Source organism: Pseudomonas sp. WS 5146, assembly GCF_012985495.1.
GTDB lineage: Bacteria > Pseudomonadota > Gammaproteobacteria > Pseudomonadales > Pseudomonadaceae > Aquipseudomonas > Aquipseudomonas edaphica.
This window is the reverse complement of sequence record NZ_JAAQWL010000006.1, coordinates 68743-86170: the sequence shown is the minus strand read 5'-3', so window position 1 is coordinate 86170 and position 17428 is coordinate 68743. Positions and strand designations below refer to the sequence as shown.

Here is a 17428-nt window from a genome sequence, read left to right as displayed (position 1 = left end):
CTCAAGGTATCAAGTGGGCCGATTCTAACAGACAGCAAAAAGCCGGCTGGGCTCTTGTGAGCACAGCCGGCTTTTTGCTTCAGCGCTTACGGGCGGGCTGCGAGCAAGCGTTTGTGACGGTTACGCCGGGCAATGTTCAGGCATTCGATCACCGCCGAGAACGCCATGGCCGCATACACATAGCCTTTTGGCACATGGGCGCCGAAACCTTCGGCGATCAGCGTCATGCCGATCATGATCAAGAAGCCCAGGGCCAGCATCACCACCGTCGGGTTGTCGTTGATGAACTTGGCCAACGGCTCGGCCGCCACCAGCATCACGATCACCGAGACCACCACGGCGATGATCATGATCGGCAAGTGCTCAGTCATGCCCACGGCGGTAATGATGCTGTCGATGGAGAACACCAGGTCGAGCAACAGGATCTGCCCAATCGCGGCGGCAAAGCCGATGGCCACGGTGTTGCTGACGCTGGCTTTCTCCTCGGGCTCCGGGTCCATGCTGTGGTGGATCTCGGTGGTGGCCTTCCACACCAGGAACAGGCCACCGGCGATCAGGATCATGTCCTTCCAGGAAAACGCCTGGCCGAAAATTTCGAACACCGGCGCGGTCAGTTGCACGATAAACGCGATGGTACTCAACAGGCCCAGACGCAGGATCAACGCCATGCTGATGCCGATACGCCGCGCTTTGGCCCGGTGTTTTTCGGGCAGCTTGTTGGTGAGGATCGAGATGAAGATCAGGTTGTCGATGCCCAGCACGATTTCCATGACGATCAAGGTGGCCAGTGCCACCCAGGCGGTCGGGCTGGCGGCCAGTTGTAAAAGGTAGTCCATAGGTCAGTCCTGACGTTGTGCTGGGAAATTAAGCTTCTTTACGCTGGGTTTCAGATTCTTTTTCGGCCTGCTCAGCGTCTTTTTCAGGTTTGATCAAACCTTGGGTCGCTTCACTCAATGCCTGCTCGGCGGCCTTGTGGGTGTCATCGATGGCTTGTTTGGCCGATTCGGTGGCTTTGCCCAGCACCTGCTGCGCGCTCTTTTCGACTTGATCACAGCCGCTGATCATCACCAATGAAAGCGCAAGGACGGACGCCGCGCCCAGGGAATTGAGTTTCATCATGTTTTCCTCGTTAGAACCATTGGGTCCAAATAGTGGCCCCTCGATAGCGAGGCATTCTATGCAGCTGAACAGTTCAGTAAAATTCGTATTTTTCTCACGTATACTTCGGTTTTTACGAAGTGTAGACCGCCATGCTCAATTATCGACAATTGCATTACTTCTGGGTGGTGGCCAAGACCGGCAGCATTGTGCGCGCCTGTGAGCAACTGAACCTCACGCCGCAGACCATCAGCGGCCAGATCAGCCTGCTGGAGCAGACCTTTGGTATCGCCCTGTTTCAGCGTGTCGGTCGCCAATTGGAACTCACCGAAGCCGGGCGACGGGCCTTGCCCTATGCCGAGCAGATGTTCCAGACCGGTAACGAGCTGGAAGCCATGTTGCGCGCAGCACCCGACGAACAGCAGATCCTGTTTCGGGTCGGGGTCGCGGATGTGGTGCCAAAATCCATCGTTTATCGGCTGATCGCGCCGACCATGGAGTTGAGCGAGCCGATGCGCATCACCTGCCGCGAAGACAAACTCGAACGGTTATTGGCCGACCTGGCGATCCAGCGCCTGGACCTGGTGATCTCCGACAGCCCTATGCCCACGCATCTGGACATCAAAGGCTACAGTCAGAAACTCGGGGAGTGCGGCATCAGCTTTTTCGCCACCCAGGCATTGGCGGACCAATACGGCGGCGATTTCCCACACTGCCTGCAGGGCGCGCCGTTATTGATTCCGGGTGCGGAGACGGTGGTGCGCAGCCGCTTGCAGCGCTGGTTTGCCGAGCAGCAGATCCAGCCGAAGATCATCGGCGAGTTCGACGACAGCGCGTTGATGCAGGCGTTTGGGCAGTCGGGCAGCGGGATATTTATCGCCCCCAGCGTGATCGCCGATGAGGTGGTGCGCCAATATGGCGTGGCGCTGATCGGCCAGACCGATGCGGTCACCGAGTCGTTCTACGCGATCTCGGTGGAACGCAAGATCAAGCACCCCGGCATCGTGGCGATTACCGAAGGGGCGCGGCGCGAGCTGTTTACCGCCCTGCCCTGACGGCAAGGTGTGGGAGCTGGCTTGCCTGCGATAGCATCACCTCGGTCTTACTGATACACCGAGGTGCCTGCATCGCGGGCAAGCCCGGCTCCCACATAAGCCTGATCCCGTCCCAGCCAGGCTGACTCAGGCGCTGGACGCCATCGGCTGCTCGGCGGTCATCAACCACAGCGCCAGCAGGATCGATACGAGGATAAATCCGGACGCCGCAAACCCCAGGCTGGCAAGGCCAAGGGTGTCGATCACATGCCCACCCACCATTGCCCCCAGGCCAATACCCAAGTTGGCGCCAGCGATATTCAGCGACGCCGCAAACGCCGGGGCGTGGGGCGCGGCTTTCATCAGGCGCACATGGCTGACCAGAAACATCGCCGCTTGGGTCACGCCCCACACTGCCATCGCCGCTGCCAGGCCGAGGGTGGAGTGAATCGCCGGGACCACCGCGACCATGCCGGCGATCATGAACCCGCAAAACACCATGGACGCAATCAGCGGGTGACGATCCACCGCACGCCCGCCGAGGGCGTTGCCGATCAGGCCCACTGCGCCAAAACCCATCAGGCAACAGCCCACCAGCGTGCCGTCGAAGCCGGCCAGGCGCTCAAGGATGTCTGCCAGGTAGGTGTAAGCGGTAAACATGCCGCTGAAGACCAGGATCGACAGCAGGATATGGCCCTGCATCAACGGGTTGCGCAGGAGCTTGAACTGCGAGCGCAGGCTCACCTGATCGTTCTTCGGTGTGGTCACCGGCAGGTAGATAAACAGCAGCAAGGCCTTGGCCAACGCCACCACGGCGAGAATCGCAAACGCTGTGCGCCAGCCGAACATATCGGAGATCAAGGTGCCAACCGGAATGCCGAACACCGTGGCGCAGACAATCCCGAAACCGATCTTTTCAATGGCCCGGCCGGCAAACTCCGGCCCGACGATATCCACCGCCGTTTCACTCGCCAAGGCCCAAAACACTGGCAAACCCAACGCCGGAATCAAGCGCGCCAAGGCCATGACCCAGATGTTCGGCGCCAATGCCGCCACGGTATTAGCCAGCGCAAACATGATCAGGATGCAGATAAACAGGCGCTTGCGCTGGAACCGCGCGAAGTATGCGGTCAGGAACGGCCCGAATGCCGCCACGGTAAACGCGAACAACGTCACCAGCAGCCCGGCCTGGGACACGCTGACGTTCAGGTCGCGGGCGATCGACGGCAGCAGCCCGACAATGATGAATTCTGTGGTCAGCACGGTAAAACCGGCGGCCGACAGCAGCAGGATAGGGAACAACATGAAAACTCCAGAAACGACGACATCAACGACAGCCCGAAGGGCTCGCTGACGGAGAGGAAAGATGAGAGGCCGCAATCTTAACAGAATAGGCCTTGGCCTGGCCAAACCCTACAGTTGAGGGTGACGGAATGCCGCACCGAAACGGGACGCTTCCTACAGCATGTTAGACTTTGTGCCTGCTTCCTACGTCGCTATGTGCCTGCAATGCTGCGTCCTACTAAAAAAACTAGAGACAACTGTTTATGACTGCTGCCCCTTCCCTGCTGCAACGACTGATGCGCGTCAGCCTGGTCACCCAAATTGTCATCGGCCTGGTGGCCGGTATCTTACTGGCCTTGCTGTTGCCCGAGGCTGCGCGAGCCACTGGTTTTATCGGCAAGGTGTTTGTCACCGCGCTGAAGGCCGTTGCGCCGATTCTGGTGTTTGTCTTGGTCATGGCGTCTATCGCCAACCATAAACATGGCCAGGAAACCCATATCAAGCCAATCCTGTTCCTGTACCTGCTCGGCACCTTTGCCGCTGCCGTCGTCGCAGTGGTTGCCAGCATGCTGTTCCCGTCGCCTTTGGTGCTGGCTACCCATGACGCCACCGTCAGCGCCCCCGGCGGTATCGGCGAAGTGCTGCAAAGCCTGCTGCTGAGCGTGGTGGATAACCCGGTGAGCGCGCTGATGAATGCCAACTTTATCGGCATCCTGGCCTGGGCCATCGGCATGGGCATCGCGATTCGCCATGCAGGTGTTACCACTCGCACGGTGCTCGATGACCTGTCCAATGGCGTCACCCTGATCGTGCGCGTCGTCATCCGCTTTGCGCCGCTGGGTATCTTCGGCCTGGTGGCCTCGACCCTGGCCACCTCCGGTTTCGGCGCCCTGCTCGGCTATGCCCACCTGCTGGTGGTGCTGATCGGCTGCATGCTGTTTGTCGCGCTGGTGATCAACCCCGCCATCGTGTTCTGGAAACTGCGCCGCAACCCTTATCCGCTGGTGCTGATGTGCTTGCGCGAAAGCGGCATCACCGCGTTCTTCACGCGCAGTTCGGCGGCGAATATTCCGGTGAACCTGGCGCTGAGCAAACGCCTGGGCCTGCATGAAGACACTTACTCGGTGTCGATCCCGCTGGGCGCCACCATCAATATGGCCGGCGCGGCGATTACCATCACCGTGTTGACCCTGGCCGCCGTGCACACGCTCGGTATTGCCGTGGACCTGCCAACCGCCGTGCTGCTCAGCGTGGTCGCGGCGGTATGTGCCTGCGGCGCGTCGGGTGTGGCCGGTGGCTCGTTGCTGCTGATTCCCCTGGCGTGCAGCCTGTTCGGCATTCCCAGCGAGATCGCCATGCAGGTGGTGGCCGTAGGCTTCATCATCGGTGTGCTGCAGGACTCGGCGGAAACCGCGCTCAACTCGTCCACCGATGTGCTGTTCACGGCAGCCGCCTGCCTGGGCAAGGAAGAGCAAACGGCTTAACTATCCAGGCGTAAAAAAGCCCGGGGCGTTCGACAGCAACGATCCCGGGCTTTTTTTGTATCTGGATGCTTAGAAAGCGCCCATGTAATCGCGCTTGCCCACTTCCACACCGTTGTGACGCAGCAAAGCGTAAGCGGTGGTGACGTGGAAGAAGAACTGCGGCAGGCCATAAGTCAGCAGGTAAGACTGACCGCTGAAGCGCTTCTCTTTCGGCGTGCCTGGGCGGGTGATGATCTCGATGCCTTCCTTGCCGTCGATTTGCTCAGGCTTGATGGTGTCGACAAATGCCAGCACCTTGGCGATCAGTGCTTGCAGATCGGCGAAGGTCACTTCGCTGTCTTCGTACTTCGGCACTTCGATCTCGGCCAGGCGCGCGGAAACGCCCTTGGCGAAGTCGACGGCGATCTGCACCTGGCGCACCAGCGGGAACATGTCCGGGAACAGACGCGCTTGCAGCAAGGCATTGGGTTCGATGTTCTTGGCGGTGGCGTGGGCTTCGGCTTTGTTCAGCACGTCGCTCAGCGCGTTGAGCATTTGCTTGAAGACCGGGATGGAGGCGGCGTACAGGGAAATAGTCATGACAGTCTCACGGTGATGGCAGGGTTTGGAACCAGCGGCGATTATAGCCATGCCTGCGGCTTGTCTTTTATTTTTTCAGGATTAGGCTAGTGAGCTTCACTGCATAGGGAAAGCGCGATGACCGCCGAGCACGACACCGACACCCCTGAGCCGCGCCTGAACAGCACGGAAATCCGCATCCTGGGCTGCCTGATCGAAAAACAGGCGACCAACCCGGAAACCTACCCGCTCACACTCAATGCGCTGGTGTTGGCCTGCAACCAGAAGACCAGCCGGGAACCGGTGACCAACTTGAGCCAGGGCCAGGTCGGCCAGAGCCTGCGGGTGCTCGAGGGCCAAGGCTTTACCCGACTGGTGATGGGCAGCCGCGCCGACCGCTGGGAGCATCGGGTGGACAAGGCACTGGAGCTGGTGCCGGCCCAGGTAATCCTGATCGGGCTGCTGTTTCTGCGCGGGCCGCAGACCGTCAACGAACTGCTGACCCGCAGCGGGCGCATGCATGACTTTGAAGATGCCGAACAGGTCGTGCACCAGCTTGAACGCCTGATTGCGCGCGGGCTGGCAGTATTGGTGCCGCGCCAGGCAGGGCAACGGGAAGATCGTTATACCCATGCGTTGGGGGATCCGGCGGATATTGAGGCGATCATCGCGGCACGCGGGAGCCCGGTGGAGCGTTCGGCCGGCGGAGTTTCGGTGGAGCGTATTGAGGAGCTTGAAGCCAGGATCGCAGCGTTGGAAGAGCGCCTGGCCCAGTTGGAACAGGCTTAACCCGATTAAAAATGTGGGCTTGCCCGCGATTGCGGTGGGTTAGTGACGTATAAGGCGGCTGACACGCCCTCATCGCGGGCAAGCCCGCTCCCACATTTGGATCTGCGCAGCGCTTTAGGTTCGGGCAAAGGCCACCGCCGCCTCAAACTGCTCTTGCGTCGGCCGCACACCGGTGTACAGCACAAACTGCTCCAACGCCTGGATTGCGATCACTTCCAACCCGGTAATCACCCGTTTGCCCTGGGCACGCCCGCGCACGATCAACGGCGTTTCGGCGGGGATCGCCACCACATCGAATACAGTGTCTGCAGCGTCCACAGCATCGGCCGCAAAGGCCAACTGGTCCGCTTCTGCACCGCCGGTCATGCCGATCGGCGTCACGTTGACCAGCATCTGTGGGCGCAACTCGCCCAGCTCTGCTTGCCACTCATACCCCAGGCTCTGCGCCAACGCCCGGCCCGCCGCTTCGTTGCGTGCCACAATCACGCCGTTGGCATAACCGCCGTCACGCAGGGCACTGGCCACCGCCTTGCCCATGCCGCCGCTGCCACGCAGCGCGAAGGTCGAATCCTTGGGCACCGCGTGCTTTTTCAGCAATTGTTCCACGGCAATGTAGTCGGTGTTGTAGGCCTTGAGATGGCCGTCGGTGTTAACGATGGTGTTGAGCGAAGTAATGGCCTTGACCGAGGCATCCAACTCATCGACCAGGGCAATGGCAGCTTCCTTGAACGGCATGGACACCCCGCAACCACGGATGCCCAGCGCCCGAATACCGCCGATCGCGCCGGGCAAATCCTGGCTGCTGAAGGCTTTATAGTAGAAGTTCAGCCCCAGCTGTTCGTACAGATGGTTGTGAAATCGCAAGCCAAAATTCCCGGGACGCGCCGACAATGACATGCACAGTTGGGTGTCCTTGTTGGGGTGCATCTGCATGGAAAACTCCTTTGAGTAAGCAAATCGGTACAGACCTTACACAACCTTTACCTAGCGGCGGTGCTGTTTTTCAGAAATACGTTGTCTTAAAAGTATCCCCGCGACAATCCTTGAGTCTATTGATTGCAGACCACAAGCGCAGGGGCTAACCGAGGAATGACCATGATTCGTAAAATCCCCAAAATCGCCTTGCTTATCGGCGCACTCGCTATGGCAGGCCAAGCCTCCGCCCACGGTGGTGGTTGGGGTGGCCCGGCCATATTGGGTGGTTTGATCGGCGCAGCCGTTGTTGGCTCCGTAGTTGCCAGCCAATCCCAGCCGGTTTACGTGCAGCAACCGGTGTATGTCCAGCCGCAACCGGTGTATGCCGCGCCGCCGCCGGTCTACTACGCACCGCCACCGCCGGTGTATGTGCAACAGCGGGTTTACTACCGCCCGGCGCCGGTCTATTACGGCCCACCACGTGGCTACTATGGCCCTCCCCACGGTTATTATGGCCGCGGCTGGTAACACGCAGTCAGGTTAGAAATGAACAGGCCTCGCCCACACGCGGGGTCTTTTTTTACCTGCGTTTTGCCTGAGTTTTGCCTGAAAAGCCCGGTTTTATCATGCCAAGGTCGCTATGAGGACAATGCCCGAGCCGCAATCCCACATCATGACGGTCAAATGTCCACTTGCTTGACCTGGGCCTGCGCTGTCATGTTTACGTCACTCAACGGTCTCACTATCGAGCGGTCCACCCAATAACAATTAAGGACGACTGACCATGCCCACGCAAAACCCGCACCGCACCGCTGGCCTGTGCACGTCCAGCAAGGTTTACAGCGCACTTACCGAACTCAAGCACCTAGAGGGCCACCGCAGCGCAAAATTTCTCGCGCTGCTGGCAGAAAACCTGGTGCGCAAAGGCCTGCTCAGCGAGCAGGAAGTGGTGAACATGCTCGATCAAGTAGTGGATTGACGCCTGGCGTTAATGTTGACTATCGAGAAGGGTGATTTTTCCTACGCGCCATCAGCCCGTAAGGTGACCCCCATACCTTTGGAGGTGCCTATGCCTACTGTTCAAATCATGTCCGTTGTCGGCAGTGCCGTCCCCGCCCCACTCCGGGAGCTCGGGTTGCTGGCCTGCTGGTATGTGGTACGCGATGGCGAAACCATCAGCGGCCCGCTCACCTCGCTGTCCGCTGCGCAACAACAGCAACAACAGGTGTCGAACTTCAGGCTCCATGCCTGAAGCCTCACGCCTGAGAACTAGGGCAATGGCAGTTTGACCCGCGGCTTGCTTTCGACAAACAACGCCCAACTGGACATAAACAGCGCCGCCACCAGCGGCCCGATCACAAAGCCATTCAAGCCAAACACCGACAGGCCGCCCAAGGTCGAGATCAGGATCAGGTAATCCGGCATCTTGGTGTCTTTGCCCACCAGAATCGGACGCAATACATTGTCCACCAGCCCGATCACGAACACGCCGAACAAGCCCAGTACCACGCCCTGCCAGATCGAACCGCTCAACAGGAAGTAGGCGGCCACCGGCCCCCATACGATCCCCGCGCCGACGGCTGGCAGCAACGACAGAAACGCCATCAACACCGCCCAGAGCAACGCGCTGGGAATGTCCAGAAACCAGAAGATCAAACCGCCCAGCGCACCCTGGGTCACGGCGACCAACACGTTGCCCTTGACGGTCGCACGTACCACCCGATTGAACTTGAGTTGCAACCGGCGCTTTTGCGGCTCGGCCAACGGCACCGCCGTACGTACTTTGCGCACCAGTTCCGGGCCGTCACGCAGCAGGAAAAACAGCAGGTACAGCATGATGAAAAAGCTCACCAGGAAATCAAACGTGCCCTGGCCGAAGCTGAACGCCTGGGTGGCAAAGAACTGGCTGCCTTGCATGGCGCTCTTGACGATCTTTTCCCGCAGCCCCTCCAGGTTACCCATGCCGAAGCGGTCGAGCAGGTGCTGGAAGTACGGTGGCAGGATGTTCTTGAACTGTTCGATATACCCCGCCACGTCCAATTTGCCGCTTTCGATATTTTTATAGAGGGTGGCGCCCTCTTGCACCAGCAGCACGCTGGTGATGATCACCGGCAAAATTGCGATCACCAGGCATACCGTAAGGGTGGCCAGGGACGTCAGGTTGCGGTTCCAGCTGAAGCGTTGCTGCAGGCGCCGCTGCATCGGGGCGAAGATGATGCCAAGGATGACCGCCCAGAACACCGCGCCATAGAACGGCAGCAATATCCAGATAAAGGCGATGGTCACCAGGGCCAGCAATAACAGCAGGGTTTTGAATTGAAGGTTGGTTTGGTTCATGTCCGGTCCATGTCAGAAAAGCAGAGGGCCTTCAGCGGCCCTGTTGCTTAGTCCGCGGCAGAACCTGGGAGTGCCCTTCAAGCGTAGACCGCCTCATTGAATCGCCCTGGCCTCATTCAACAGTACTTCAATCACCTGTTCCTGAGCCTCGTAGCGTCCCTCACCGAAGTGGCTGTAACGCACGTGCCCCTTGGCATCGATCAGGTAGTGGGCCGGCCAATATTGGTTATCGAAGCTGCGCCAGATCGCGTAGTTATTGTCGATAGCCACCGGATAACCGATGCCCAGCTTGCGCACCTGTTCCTTGACGTTGGCCGGGATGTGCTCAAACGCGTATTCGGGCGTGTGTACGCCAATCACCACCAAACCGTCTTTTTCGTAGCGTTTGGCCCAGGTATTGACGTAGGGCAGCGCACGCCGGCAGTTGATGCAGTCATAGGTCCAGAAATCCACCAGCACTACTTTGCCTTTGAGCGCTTCAAGGCTCAGAGGCGGTGAGTTGAGCCATTCGACCGCTCCCGCCAGCGACGGCGTGGCACCCGCAGGTTGCTTGCTCTCGCCACTGGCCATCCAGCTTGCGGTCAGAGCGAAAGCCAGCAGCAGGCTGGTAAACAGGAATGTGATAGGTCGCATGGTGATTACCTTGTCGAGTCGCAGAGTGCCTATTGAAACCCTCTGAGGTATCACGCCTGTGTCGAACGGCACCCGCCGATACACAGCGATACAAAACCCGCAAAAGCCCGACCTGGATCAATAAATGCGTGTGCCAGCTCCTTTACGCTCGCGACCTTTTGCGACCCGAGCCCATGCCCCCCGTGATTGCCCCCGAACTACTCGCCCCCGCCGGCACCCTGAAAAACATGCGCTATGCCTTCGCCTACGGCGCCGATGCGGTCTACGCCGGCCAGCCGCGCTACAGCCTGCGGGTGCGCAATAACGAGTTCGACCACGCCAACCTCGCACTCGGCATCCAGGAGGCGCATGCACTGGGCAAGCGTTTCTACGTGGTGGTCAACATTGCCCCGCACAACGCCAAGCTCAAGACCTTCCTCAAGGATTTGGCCCCGGTGATCGCCATGGGGCCGGACGCGTTGATCATGTCCGACCCAGGCTTGATCATGCTGGTACGCCGTCACTTCCCGTGCATGCCGATTCACTTGTCGGTACAGGCCAATACGGTGAATTGGGCCAGCGTCGAGTTTTGGCAGCAGCAAGGTATCTGCCGGGTGATTCTGTCGCGGGAATTGTCACTGGAAGAAATCGGCGAAATCCGCCAACAGGTGCCGGCCATGGAGCTGGAAGTGTTTGTGCACGGCGCCCTGTGCATGGCCTATTCCGGGCGCTGTTTGTTGTCCGGCTATATGAACAAGCGCGATGCCAACCAAGGCACCTGCACCAACGCGTGCCGCTGGAAATACCAGGCCACGCCGGCGGTGGAGAACGCCACGGGCGATATCGTCCAGCAGTGTGAACCGACCTTGGGTATCGGCGCGCCGACCGATCAGGTGTTCCTGCTGCAGGAAGCCAATCGCCCGGATGAGCAGATGCCCGCCTTCGAAGACGAACACGGCACCTACATCATGAACGCCAAGGACCTGCGCGCCGTGCAGCACGTGGAGCGCCTTGCGCACATGGGCGTGCATTCGCTGAAGATCGAAGGGCGCACCAAGTCCCACTTCTATTGCGCGCGCACCACCCAGGTGTATCGTCAGGCCATTGACGATGCGGAGGCTGGCCGTGCGTTTGACCGCAACCTGATGACTGATCTTGAGTCCCTGGCCCAACGCGGCTACACCGAAGGTTTCCTGCGTCGCCATGTGCACGACGAATACCAGAACTACCAGAACGGCAGCTCGGTGTCGGAGCGCCAGCAGTTTGTCGGCGAATTGACCGGCGAGCGCCGGGGCGAGCTGGCCGAGGTCAAGGTGAAAAACCGCTTTGCCGTGGGTAATCATCTGGAATTGATGACACCGGCCGGCAACTTTCACTTTGACCTGACCAACCTGCACAACGCCAAGGGCGAGGCCATAGACGTGGCGCCGGGGGATGGGCACACGGTGTATGTGCCACTGCCGAGCGACATGGACCTGCGCTTCGGCCTGCTGATGCGTGACGTCTAACACAGGGGCGGTGACAGGCCTATTTGTATCAGCGCCAGGCAAACATACGCTGAGGCCAGGGTTGATCAGATCCTGAACTGCCCCACCAACTGCCCCAGGCGCTGGCCCAGGTCCGCCAGGCTGCGCGAGGTTTGCGCGCCCAATTGGGTTTCATCCGCCACGCTGTCCACCGCCACGGCAATCTGATGCACGCTGCGGTTGATCTCTTCGGCCACGGCGGTCTGCTCTTCGGCGGCGCTGGCGATTTGCGCGTTCATCGAGTTAATGGTGCCGATCAACTGCGCCATGGTATCCAGCGACGCGCCGGCTTGGTTGGCCTGGGCCGAAGTGCCATCACCGGCATCGCTGGAGCGGCGCATGGCATCCACGGCGGCGACGGTGCCTTTTTGCAGGCGGTCGATCATGCCCTGGATTTCCTGGGTGCTGGTTTGCGTGCGACTGGCCAGCGCACGCACCTCGTCGGCGACCACCGCAAACCCGCGACCAGCCTCGCCTGCCCGTGCGGCTTCGATGGCGGCGTTGAGCGCCAGCAGGTTGGTCTGCTCGGCAATCGAGCGGATCACGCCGAGCACGCTGACGATCGACGACACGTCCTGCTGCAAGCTGTCGAGGGACACGCCGCTGCTGCGGATGTCGTTCACCAGCGCATGGATCTGCGCGATACTGCCATCCACTACCCGCTTGGCGGCCTGGCCTTCAGCGTCGGTCTGTTGCGCGGCCACCGCAGCGCCTTGGGCACTGCGCGCCACTTCGTGAGCCGCCGAGGACATTTGGTTGATCGCGGTGGCCACCTGATCGGTCTCGTGGCGCTGGCGTTCCATGGCGGTTTCCGAGCGCTGGGCCTGATCGGACACCTGGCTGACCAGCCCGGTGAGTTGCGCGGTCATCTCGGTGATCTGGCGCACCAGGCCGTGGATCTTGTCGACAAAGCGGTTGAACGCGCCGGCCAAGTCCCCCAACTCATCCTGGCTGGTGATGGCCAGGCGGCGGGTCAAGTCGCCCTCGCCCGCGGCGATATCGTCGAGGTTGGCTTTCATCAGGCTCAGTGGGCGCAAGATGGTATTGGCCACCAACATGCCCACTGCAGCAATCACCAGCAGCACCACCACCGCCACGCCAAGGATGCTCAGCAGCACGCCTTCCATGCGTTTTTCGACCTTGGCCTCGACCACCGCCACCTGGGCTTCGATGCCATCGAGGTTCACCGACGTACCAATCACCATGTCCCACTTGGGCAAGTATTCGGTGTAGCCAAGCTTCGGCACCAGTTCGGTCTGGCCGGGCTGGGTCGAGCTGTATTGCAGGTAGTGGGTGCCGTCCTTGCCGACCTTGACCAGGTCGCGGTTGACGTAGACACCGTTGGGGTCACGGTTGTCCTTGAAGCTCTTGCCTACGCCGTCCGGGCTGTTGCCCTTGAACAGGCGGATGGTCTCGGAGTCGTAGCCGAAGAAGTAGCCGTCCTTGCCGTAGGTGGTGTTGGACAACAGTTTGACTACCTGCGCCCGCGCCGCCGTGTCGCCGGGGGCGGCCGCGTCGTAGAGCGGCTTGATGGTGGTCATCGCCACTTCCACATAACTTTGCAGCGTGGCCTTGGCGTCATTGAGCAGGCGCTGGCGGGTTTCATCCACCTCATTGCGCGCCTGGCCCTGCAGGATCCACACCGTGGTCAGGCTGATGACCACGGCAAACAACAACACAGGCACGACGGCCAGGGACAGGACTTTGGCCTTCAAACTCAGACGCATGGCTTTTCTCTCTTATTCGTGGCGACTTGAGAGGTTAACGGCCAGTGGCGAAATATCTGTAGGACACCTTGGCTGAGTGGCGACTGGACTGTTGTGGCGAGCAGGCTTGCCCTGCGTTGGGCTGCGTAGCAGCCCCCTTTTCAGGCGCCGTAACACGCCAGGTAGATCGAGGTGTCTGGATTCAGGACCGCTTCGCGCTCCAACGCAGGGCAAGCCTGCTCGCCACAATTGAACCTGTTCCAGATACTAGAGGGTCATCGCGGCAAACCAGCCAAACGCCAGCAACGGAATGTTGTAGTGCAGGAAGGTCGGCACCACGGTGTCCCAGATATGGTGATGCTGGCCGTCAATATTCAGGCCGGAAGTCGGGCCGAGCGTGGAGTCCGACGCTGGCGAACCGGCATCGCCCAGCGCCCCCGCCGTACCCACGATGCACACAATCGCCAACGGACTGAAGCCCAGCTGCACACACAACGGCACAAAAATCGCCGCCAGAATCGGCACCGTAGAAAATGACGAACCAATGCCCATGGTCACCAACAGCCCCACCAGCAACATCAGCAGCGCGCCCACACCACGGCTGTGACCAATGAATGCCGCCGAGGCCTCCACCAGTGAGCGCACGTCACCGGTGGCCTTGAGCACTTCGGCAAACCCCGATGAGGCGATCATGATGAAGCCGATCATCGCCATCATCTTCATGCCTTCGGTGAACAGGTCGTCGGTTTCGCGCCAGCGCACAATGCCCGACACCGAAAAGATCAGAAACCCAGCCAGGGCGCCGATGATCATCGAATCCAGCCACAGCTGAATGATAAACGCCGAGGCAATTGCCAGCCCGGCCACCAGCAGGGTCAGCGGGTTGTACTGCACGGCTACTTGCTCGACGCGCTCGATTTTTTCCAGGTCATACACACGCTTTTTGCGGTAGCTGATAAACACCGCCACCAGCAGGCCCACCACCATGCCCAACGCGGGCAAGCCCATGGCATGGGTGACGTTGACTTGGCTGATGTCCACGCCGCTCTTGGCCACGTTGGCCAACAGGATCTGATTAAGGAAGATATTGCCGAAGCCCACCGGCAGGAACATGTAGGGCGTGATCAGGCCGAAGGTCATCACGCAGGCGATCAGCCGGCGGTCCAGTTGCAGCTTGGTCAGCACGTAAAGCAGTGGCGGCACCAGCAGCGGGATAAACGCAATATGGATCGGCAGAATATTCTGCGAAGCAATCGCCACCACCCACAACAGACCAATCAGCAGCCATTTGACATGACTTCCGCCGGTGGCTTCCTGGCGATCGACCAACAGCAGCGCCTTGTCCGCCAATGCATGCGCCAGGCCGGACTTGGCAATCGCCACCGCGAAAGCGCCGAGCAAGGCGTAGGACAACGCCACGGTCGCGCCGCCGCCCAAGCCGCCGTTAAACGCCTTGAGCGTGGCCTCGATGCCCAACCCGCCGGTCAAGCCACCGACCAGGGCGCCGACGATGATGGCGATGACCACATGCACACGGGACAAACTGAGCACCAGCATGGTGCCGACCGCGGCGATGACTGCGTTAATCATGGTTACCTCAAGCAAAAAACATAAAAAACAGACAGGCCCGCGACCGGGCGGCCATCTAGTGGCGTCCGTGTGCAGGCTTTAAGAGGTCTTATTAGAGGGCGCGCACTTTGCCGCAGGCGGGCCGTCATGTCAAAAACTGTGGCGAGGGAGCTTGCTCCCGCTGGGCTGCGCAGCAGCCCCAAAAAAACAGGAGCGCTGCGCACTGGAGCGCCAGCGGGAGCAAGCTCCCTCGCCACAGAATAAAGAAGCGTGAAAGGCAGCCGATACAAAGGCTCTCTGTGTTTTCAGGTTAAGGATGCTCCTCGATGTCGCTTAGACAGCTCTCCATTCAATGGAAAATCACCCTGCTCGCGGGCCTGTGCCTGCTGGGGATCGTGACCCTGCTGGTGGGTCTGTCGCTTTTTCGCATGGAGCAGAGTTCACAGCAGGTCAAAGCGTCCAGCATGCAGATGCTCGACGCGTCCGCCCAGGCGCGCATCGAGGCCCAAGGTGAAGTGCAGGCGCTGGGCATTCGCCAGCAATTCATGGACGCCTATCAGTACGGCCATGGTTTTTCGCGCCAAGTGTTGTTTTTGCGTGAGCAGGCGGAAAAACGTTTCCTCGACGCCTTCGATACCCGCGAAGACCTGACCCGCCAAGTCAAGGCCGCCCTGCAAGCCAACCCCGATCTGCTCGGCCTGTCGTTGGTGTTTGAGGCCAATGCGCTGGACGGCAAGGACGAGTTGTTCGCCAATCAGGCAGAACTGGGCAGCAACGACAAAGGCCGCTTCGCCCTCTACTGGTCGCAGCCCACACCCGGCAAACTCACCTCCATGTCACTACCCGAAAGCGACATGGCCGACATCAGCGTCGGCCCCAGCGGCGAAAAGGCTAACGCCTGGTTCACCTGCCCACGCACTACGCTGAAACCCTGCGTGATCGAACCGTACTTTTATGTGATCGACGGGCAAAACGTGCTGATGACCAGCATCGTCTTCCCGTTGATGGTCAACGGCAAAGTTATTGCCTCGCTGTCGGTGGACATCAACCTCAACAGCCTGCAGGCCGTGAGCCAACAGGCCAGCCAGAAGCTGTATGACGGCCAGACCCAGGTCAGCATCCTCAGCCCCACCGGTTTGCTCGCAGGCTACAGCCCGGACGCCGGCAAACTCAGCCAGCGTCTGGATCAGGTCGACAGCGCCAGCGGCGCGCAACTGATCAGCGTACTGGCCAGTAACCCTCAGACCAGCAGCCTGCGTACCGACCATCAACTCAAGGTGCTGGCGCCCTTCGCGCCGATTCCCGGCGGCAAGCCGTGGGGCGTGTTGCTGGATGTGCCGGAAAAAGTCCTGGTCGGCCCCGCCGAAACACTCAAGGCGCAGTTGGACGCGGACAACGCCCGTGGCACGCTGCTGGAACTGAGCCTGGGCCTGCTGGCGGCCGTGGTTGGCTTAGTGCTTGTGTGGCTGATGGCCCGCAGCGTGACCCGGCCGATCCTCGGCGTGGCACGCATGCTCGAAGACATCGCCAGCGGCGAAGGTGACCTCACCCGCCGCCTGGCCTACGACAAACAGGATGAACTGGGCCAACTGGCCGGCTGGTTCAACCGCTTCCTCGACAAGCTGCAACCGATCATTGCCCAAGTGAAACGCTCCGTGCAGGACGCCCGTGGCACTGCCGACCAGTCCGCCGAAATCGCCACGCAAACCAGCGCCGGCATGGAGCAGCAATACCGTCAGGTCGACCAAGTGGCCACCGCCTCCCACGAAATGAGCGCCACCGCCCAGGACGTCGCCCGCAGTGCTGCCCAGGCGGCACACGCCGCACGCGATGCCGACCAGGCCACACGCGACGGCTTGAGTGTGATCGACCGCACCACCACCAATATCGGCAACCTGGCGGCGGATATGAGCACCGCCATGGCCCAGGTCGAAGGCTTGGCGGCCAATAGCGAGAAGATCGGTTCGGTGCTGGAAGTGATTCGCGGCATCGCCGAGCAAACCAACCTGCTGGCACTCAACGCCGCCATCGAAGCCGCCCGCGCCGGTGAGGCTGGGCGTGGTTTTGCGGTGGTCGCCGACGAAGTACGCAACCTGGCGCAGCGCACCCAGGAGTCGGTAGAAGAAACCCGCCTGGTGATTGAGCACCTGCAAAGCGGCACCACCGACGTGGTTGGCTCCATGGGCAATAGCTATCGGCAGGCCCAAGGCAGTGTCGAACAGGTCGGCCAGGCGGTCACCGCCCTGCGTCAGATTGGTGAGGCGGTCACGGTGATCAGCGACATGAACCTGCAAATCGCCAGCGCCGCCGAACAGCAAAGCGCCGTGGCCGAAGAGATCAACAGCAATGTGGCGACGATACGGGATGTGACTGAATCGCTGTCGGAGCAGGCGAATGAATCGGCGCGGGTGAGCCAGGCGTTGAACAGCCTGGCGAATCAGCAGCAGGGGTTGATGGATCAGTTTCGGGTGTAATGATCGTTCCCACGCGTGGGCGCGCCTCCTGTGACGCTCCGC

Annotated in this window: 15 protein-coding genes and 4 pseudogenes; 9 read left to right on the top strand and 10 right to left on the bottom strand. The window is 60.5% G+C overall.

The window, feature by feature from the left end; translation table 11 throughout:
- Positions 1–86: 86 nt before the first annotated feature.
- Both HBO41_RS17075 and HBO41_RS17070 read right to left on the bottom strand, forming a co-directional pair.
- Complete coding sequence (locus tag HBO41_RS17075; RefSeq protein ID WP_017134559.1) at positions 87–836, bottom strand: TerC family protein; 750 nt, start codon at positions 834–836, stop codon at positions 87–89.
- A 28-nt stretch (positions 837–864) separates the two neighbouring features.
- A complete protein-coding gene (locus HBO41_RS17070; RefSeq protein WP_017134560.1) occupies positions 865–1116 on the bottom strand; it encodes a hypothetical protein in 252 nt (83 codons plus the stop codon).
- A gap of 134 nt (positions 1117–1250) precedes the next feature.
- Between HBO41_RS17070 and nhaR the strand changes: the two genes are divergently transcribed.
- Complete coding sequence (nhaR, locus tag HBO41_RS17065; RefSeq protein WP_017134561.1) at positions 1251–2153, top strand: transcriptional activator NhaR; 903 nt, start codon at positions 1251–1253, stop codon at positions 2151–2153.
- Positions 2154–2279: 126 nt separating this feature from the next.
- Here the strand turns inward: nhaR and HBO41_RS17060 are convergent, their stop codons facing one another.
- Positions 2280–3437: an MFS transporter gene (locus HBO41_RS17060; RefSeq protein WP_169987052.1), complete on the bottom strand. Its 1158-nt coding sequence runs from the start codon at positions 3435–3437 to the stop codon at positions 2280–2282.
- Positions 3438–3679: 242 nt separating this feature from the next.
- Here HBO41_RS17060 and sstT point away from each other — a divergent pair, with 242 nt between their 5' ends.
- Positions 3680–4900 (top strand): serine/threonine transporter SstT, encoded by a 1221-nt coding sequence (sstT, locus tag HBO41_RS17055; protein ID WP_017134563.1) that lies wholly within the window; start codon positions 3680–3682, stop codon positions 4898–4900.
- A 69-nt stretch (positions 4901–4969) separates the two neighbouring features.
- Here sstT and HBO41_RS17050 read toward each other — a convergent pair whose 3' ends face one another.
- Complete coding sequence (locus tag HBO41_RS17050; protein WP_017134564.1) at positions 4970–5479, bottom strand: DUF1993 family protein; 510 nt, start codon at positions 5477–5479, stop codon at positions 4970–4972.
- 117 nt (positions 5480–5596) lie between these two features.
- Here HBO41_RS17050 and HBO41_RS17045 point away from each other — a divergent pair, with 117 nt between their 5' ends.
- A complete protein-coding gene (locus HBO41_RS17045) occupies positions 5597–6247 on the top strand; it encodes a YceH family protein (protein WP_017134565.1) in 651 nt (216 codons plus the stop codon).
- Positions 6248–6361: 114 nt separating this feature from the next.
- On the opposite strand, the gene HBO41_RS17040 is transcribed toward HBO41_RS17045, so the two are convergent.
- Positions 6362–7180 (bottom strand): shikimate 5-dehydrogenase, encoded by an 819-nt coding sequence (locus tag HBO41_RS17040; RefSeq protein WP_169987050.1) that lies wholly within the window; start codon positions 7178–7180, stop codon positions 6362–6364.
- Between the two features lie 156 nt (positions 7181–7336).
- On the opposite strand from HBO41_RS17040, the gene HBO41_RS17035 reads away from it, so the two are divergent.
- From HBO41_RS17035 to HBO41_RS17025, 3 genes are all read left to right on the top strand, one after another.
- Positions 7337–7690: a hypothetical protein gene (locus tag HBO41_RS17035; protein ID WP_017135284.1), complete on the top strand. Its 354-nt coding sequence runs from the start codon at positions 7337–7339 to the stop codon at positions 7688–7690.
- 256 nt (positions 7691–7946) lie between these two features.
- Positions 7947–8141, top strand: coding sequence for a hypothetical protein (locus tag HBO41_RS17030; protein WP_010211349.1), 195 nt, complete (start codon positions 7947–7949; stop codon positions 8139–8141).
- Positions 8142–8231: 90 nt separating this feature from the next.
- Positions 8232–8414 (top strand): hypothetical protein, encoded by a 183-nt coding sequence (locus tag HBO41_RS17025; protein WP_017135285.1) that lies wholly within the window; start codon positions 8232–8234, stop codon positions 8412–8414.
- Positions 8415–8431: 17 nt separating this feature from the next.
- Here the strand turns inward: HBO41_RS17025 and HBO41_RS17020 are convergent, their stop codons facing one another.
- On the bottom strand, positions 8432–9499 hold the full coding sequence (locus tag HBO41_RS17020) for an AI-2E family transporter (protein WP_017135286.1): 1068 nt from the start codon (positions 9497–9499) through the stop codon (positions 8432–8434).
- A 93-nt stretch (positions 9500–9592) separates the two neighbouring features.
- Positions 9593–10039, bottom strand: a pseudogene (locus tag HBO41_RS17015) (thioredoxin family protein); the annotation flags it as partial.
- 266 nt (positions 10040–10305) lie between these two features.
- Between HBO41_RS17015 and yegQ the strand changes: the two are divergent.
- Entirely contained in the window at positions 10306–11619 is a 1314-nt protein-coding gene (yegQ, locus tag HBO41_RS17010) for a tRNA 5-hydroxyuridine modification protein YegQ (RefSeq protein ID WP_169987048.1), read from the top strand.
- 65 nt (positions 11620–11684) lie between these two features.
- On the opposite strand, the gene HBO41_RS29905 is transcribed toward yegQ, so the two are convergent.
- The 3 genes and pseudogenes from HBO41_RS29905 to HBO41_RS17000 all read right to left on the bottom strand — a co-directional run bounded on the left by HBO41_RS29905 (position 11685) and on the right by HBO41_RS17000 (position 14930).
- Positions 11685–12440 carry a methyl-accepting chemotaxis protein gene (locus tag HBO41_RS29905; protein ID WP_371318509.1) on the bottom strand — a complete coding sequence of 252 codons (756 nt, stop codon included), beginning with the start codon at positions 12438–12440 and terminating at the stop codon, positions 11685–11687.
- Between the two features lie 102 nt (positions 12441–12542).
- Positions 12543–13364: pseudogene (locus HBO41_RS29900) on the bottom strand (cache domain-containing protein); the annotation flags it as partial.
- Positions 13365–13610: 246 nt separating this feature from the next.
- Complete coding sequence (locus HBO41_RS17000) at positions 13611–14930, bottom strand: Na+/H+ antiporter family protein (RefSeq protein WP_169987274.1); 1320 nt, start codon at positions 14928–14930, stop codon at positions 13611–13613.
- 308 nt (positions 14931–15238) lie between these two features.
- Here HBO41_RS17000 and HBO41_RS29895 point away from each other — a divergent pair.
- Both HBO41_RS29895 and HBO41_RS29890 read left to right on the top strand, forming a co-directional pair.
- Positions 15239–16528 (top strand): annotated as a pseudogene (locus tag HBO41_RS29895) (HAMP domain-containing protein); the annotation flags it as partial.
- A gap of 348 nt (positions 16529–16876) precedes the next feature.
- Positions 16877–17386 (top strand): annotated as a pseudogene (locus HBO41_RS29890) (methyl-accepting chemotaxis protein); the annotation flags it as partial.
- Between the last annotated feature and the right edge of the window lie 42 nt (positions 17387–17428).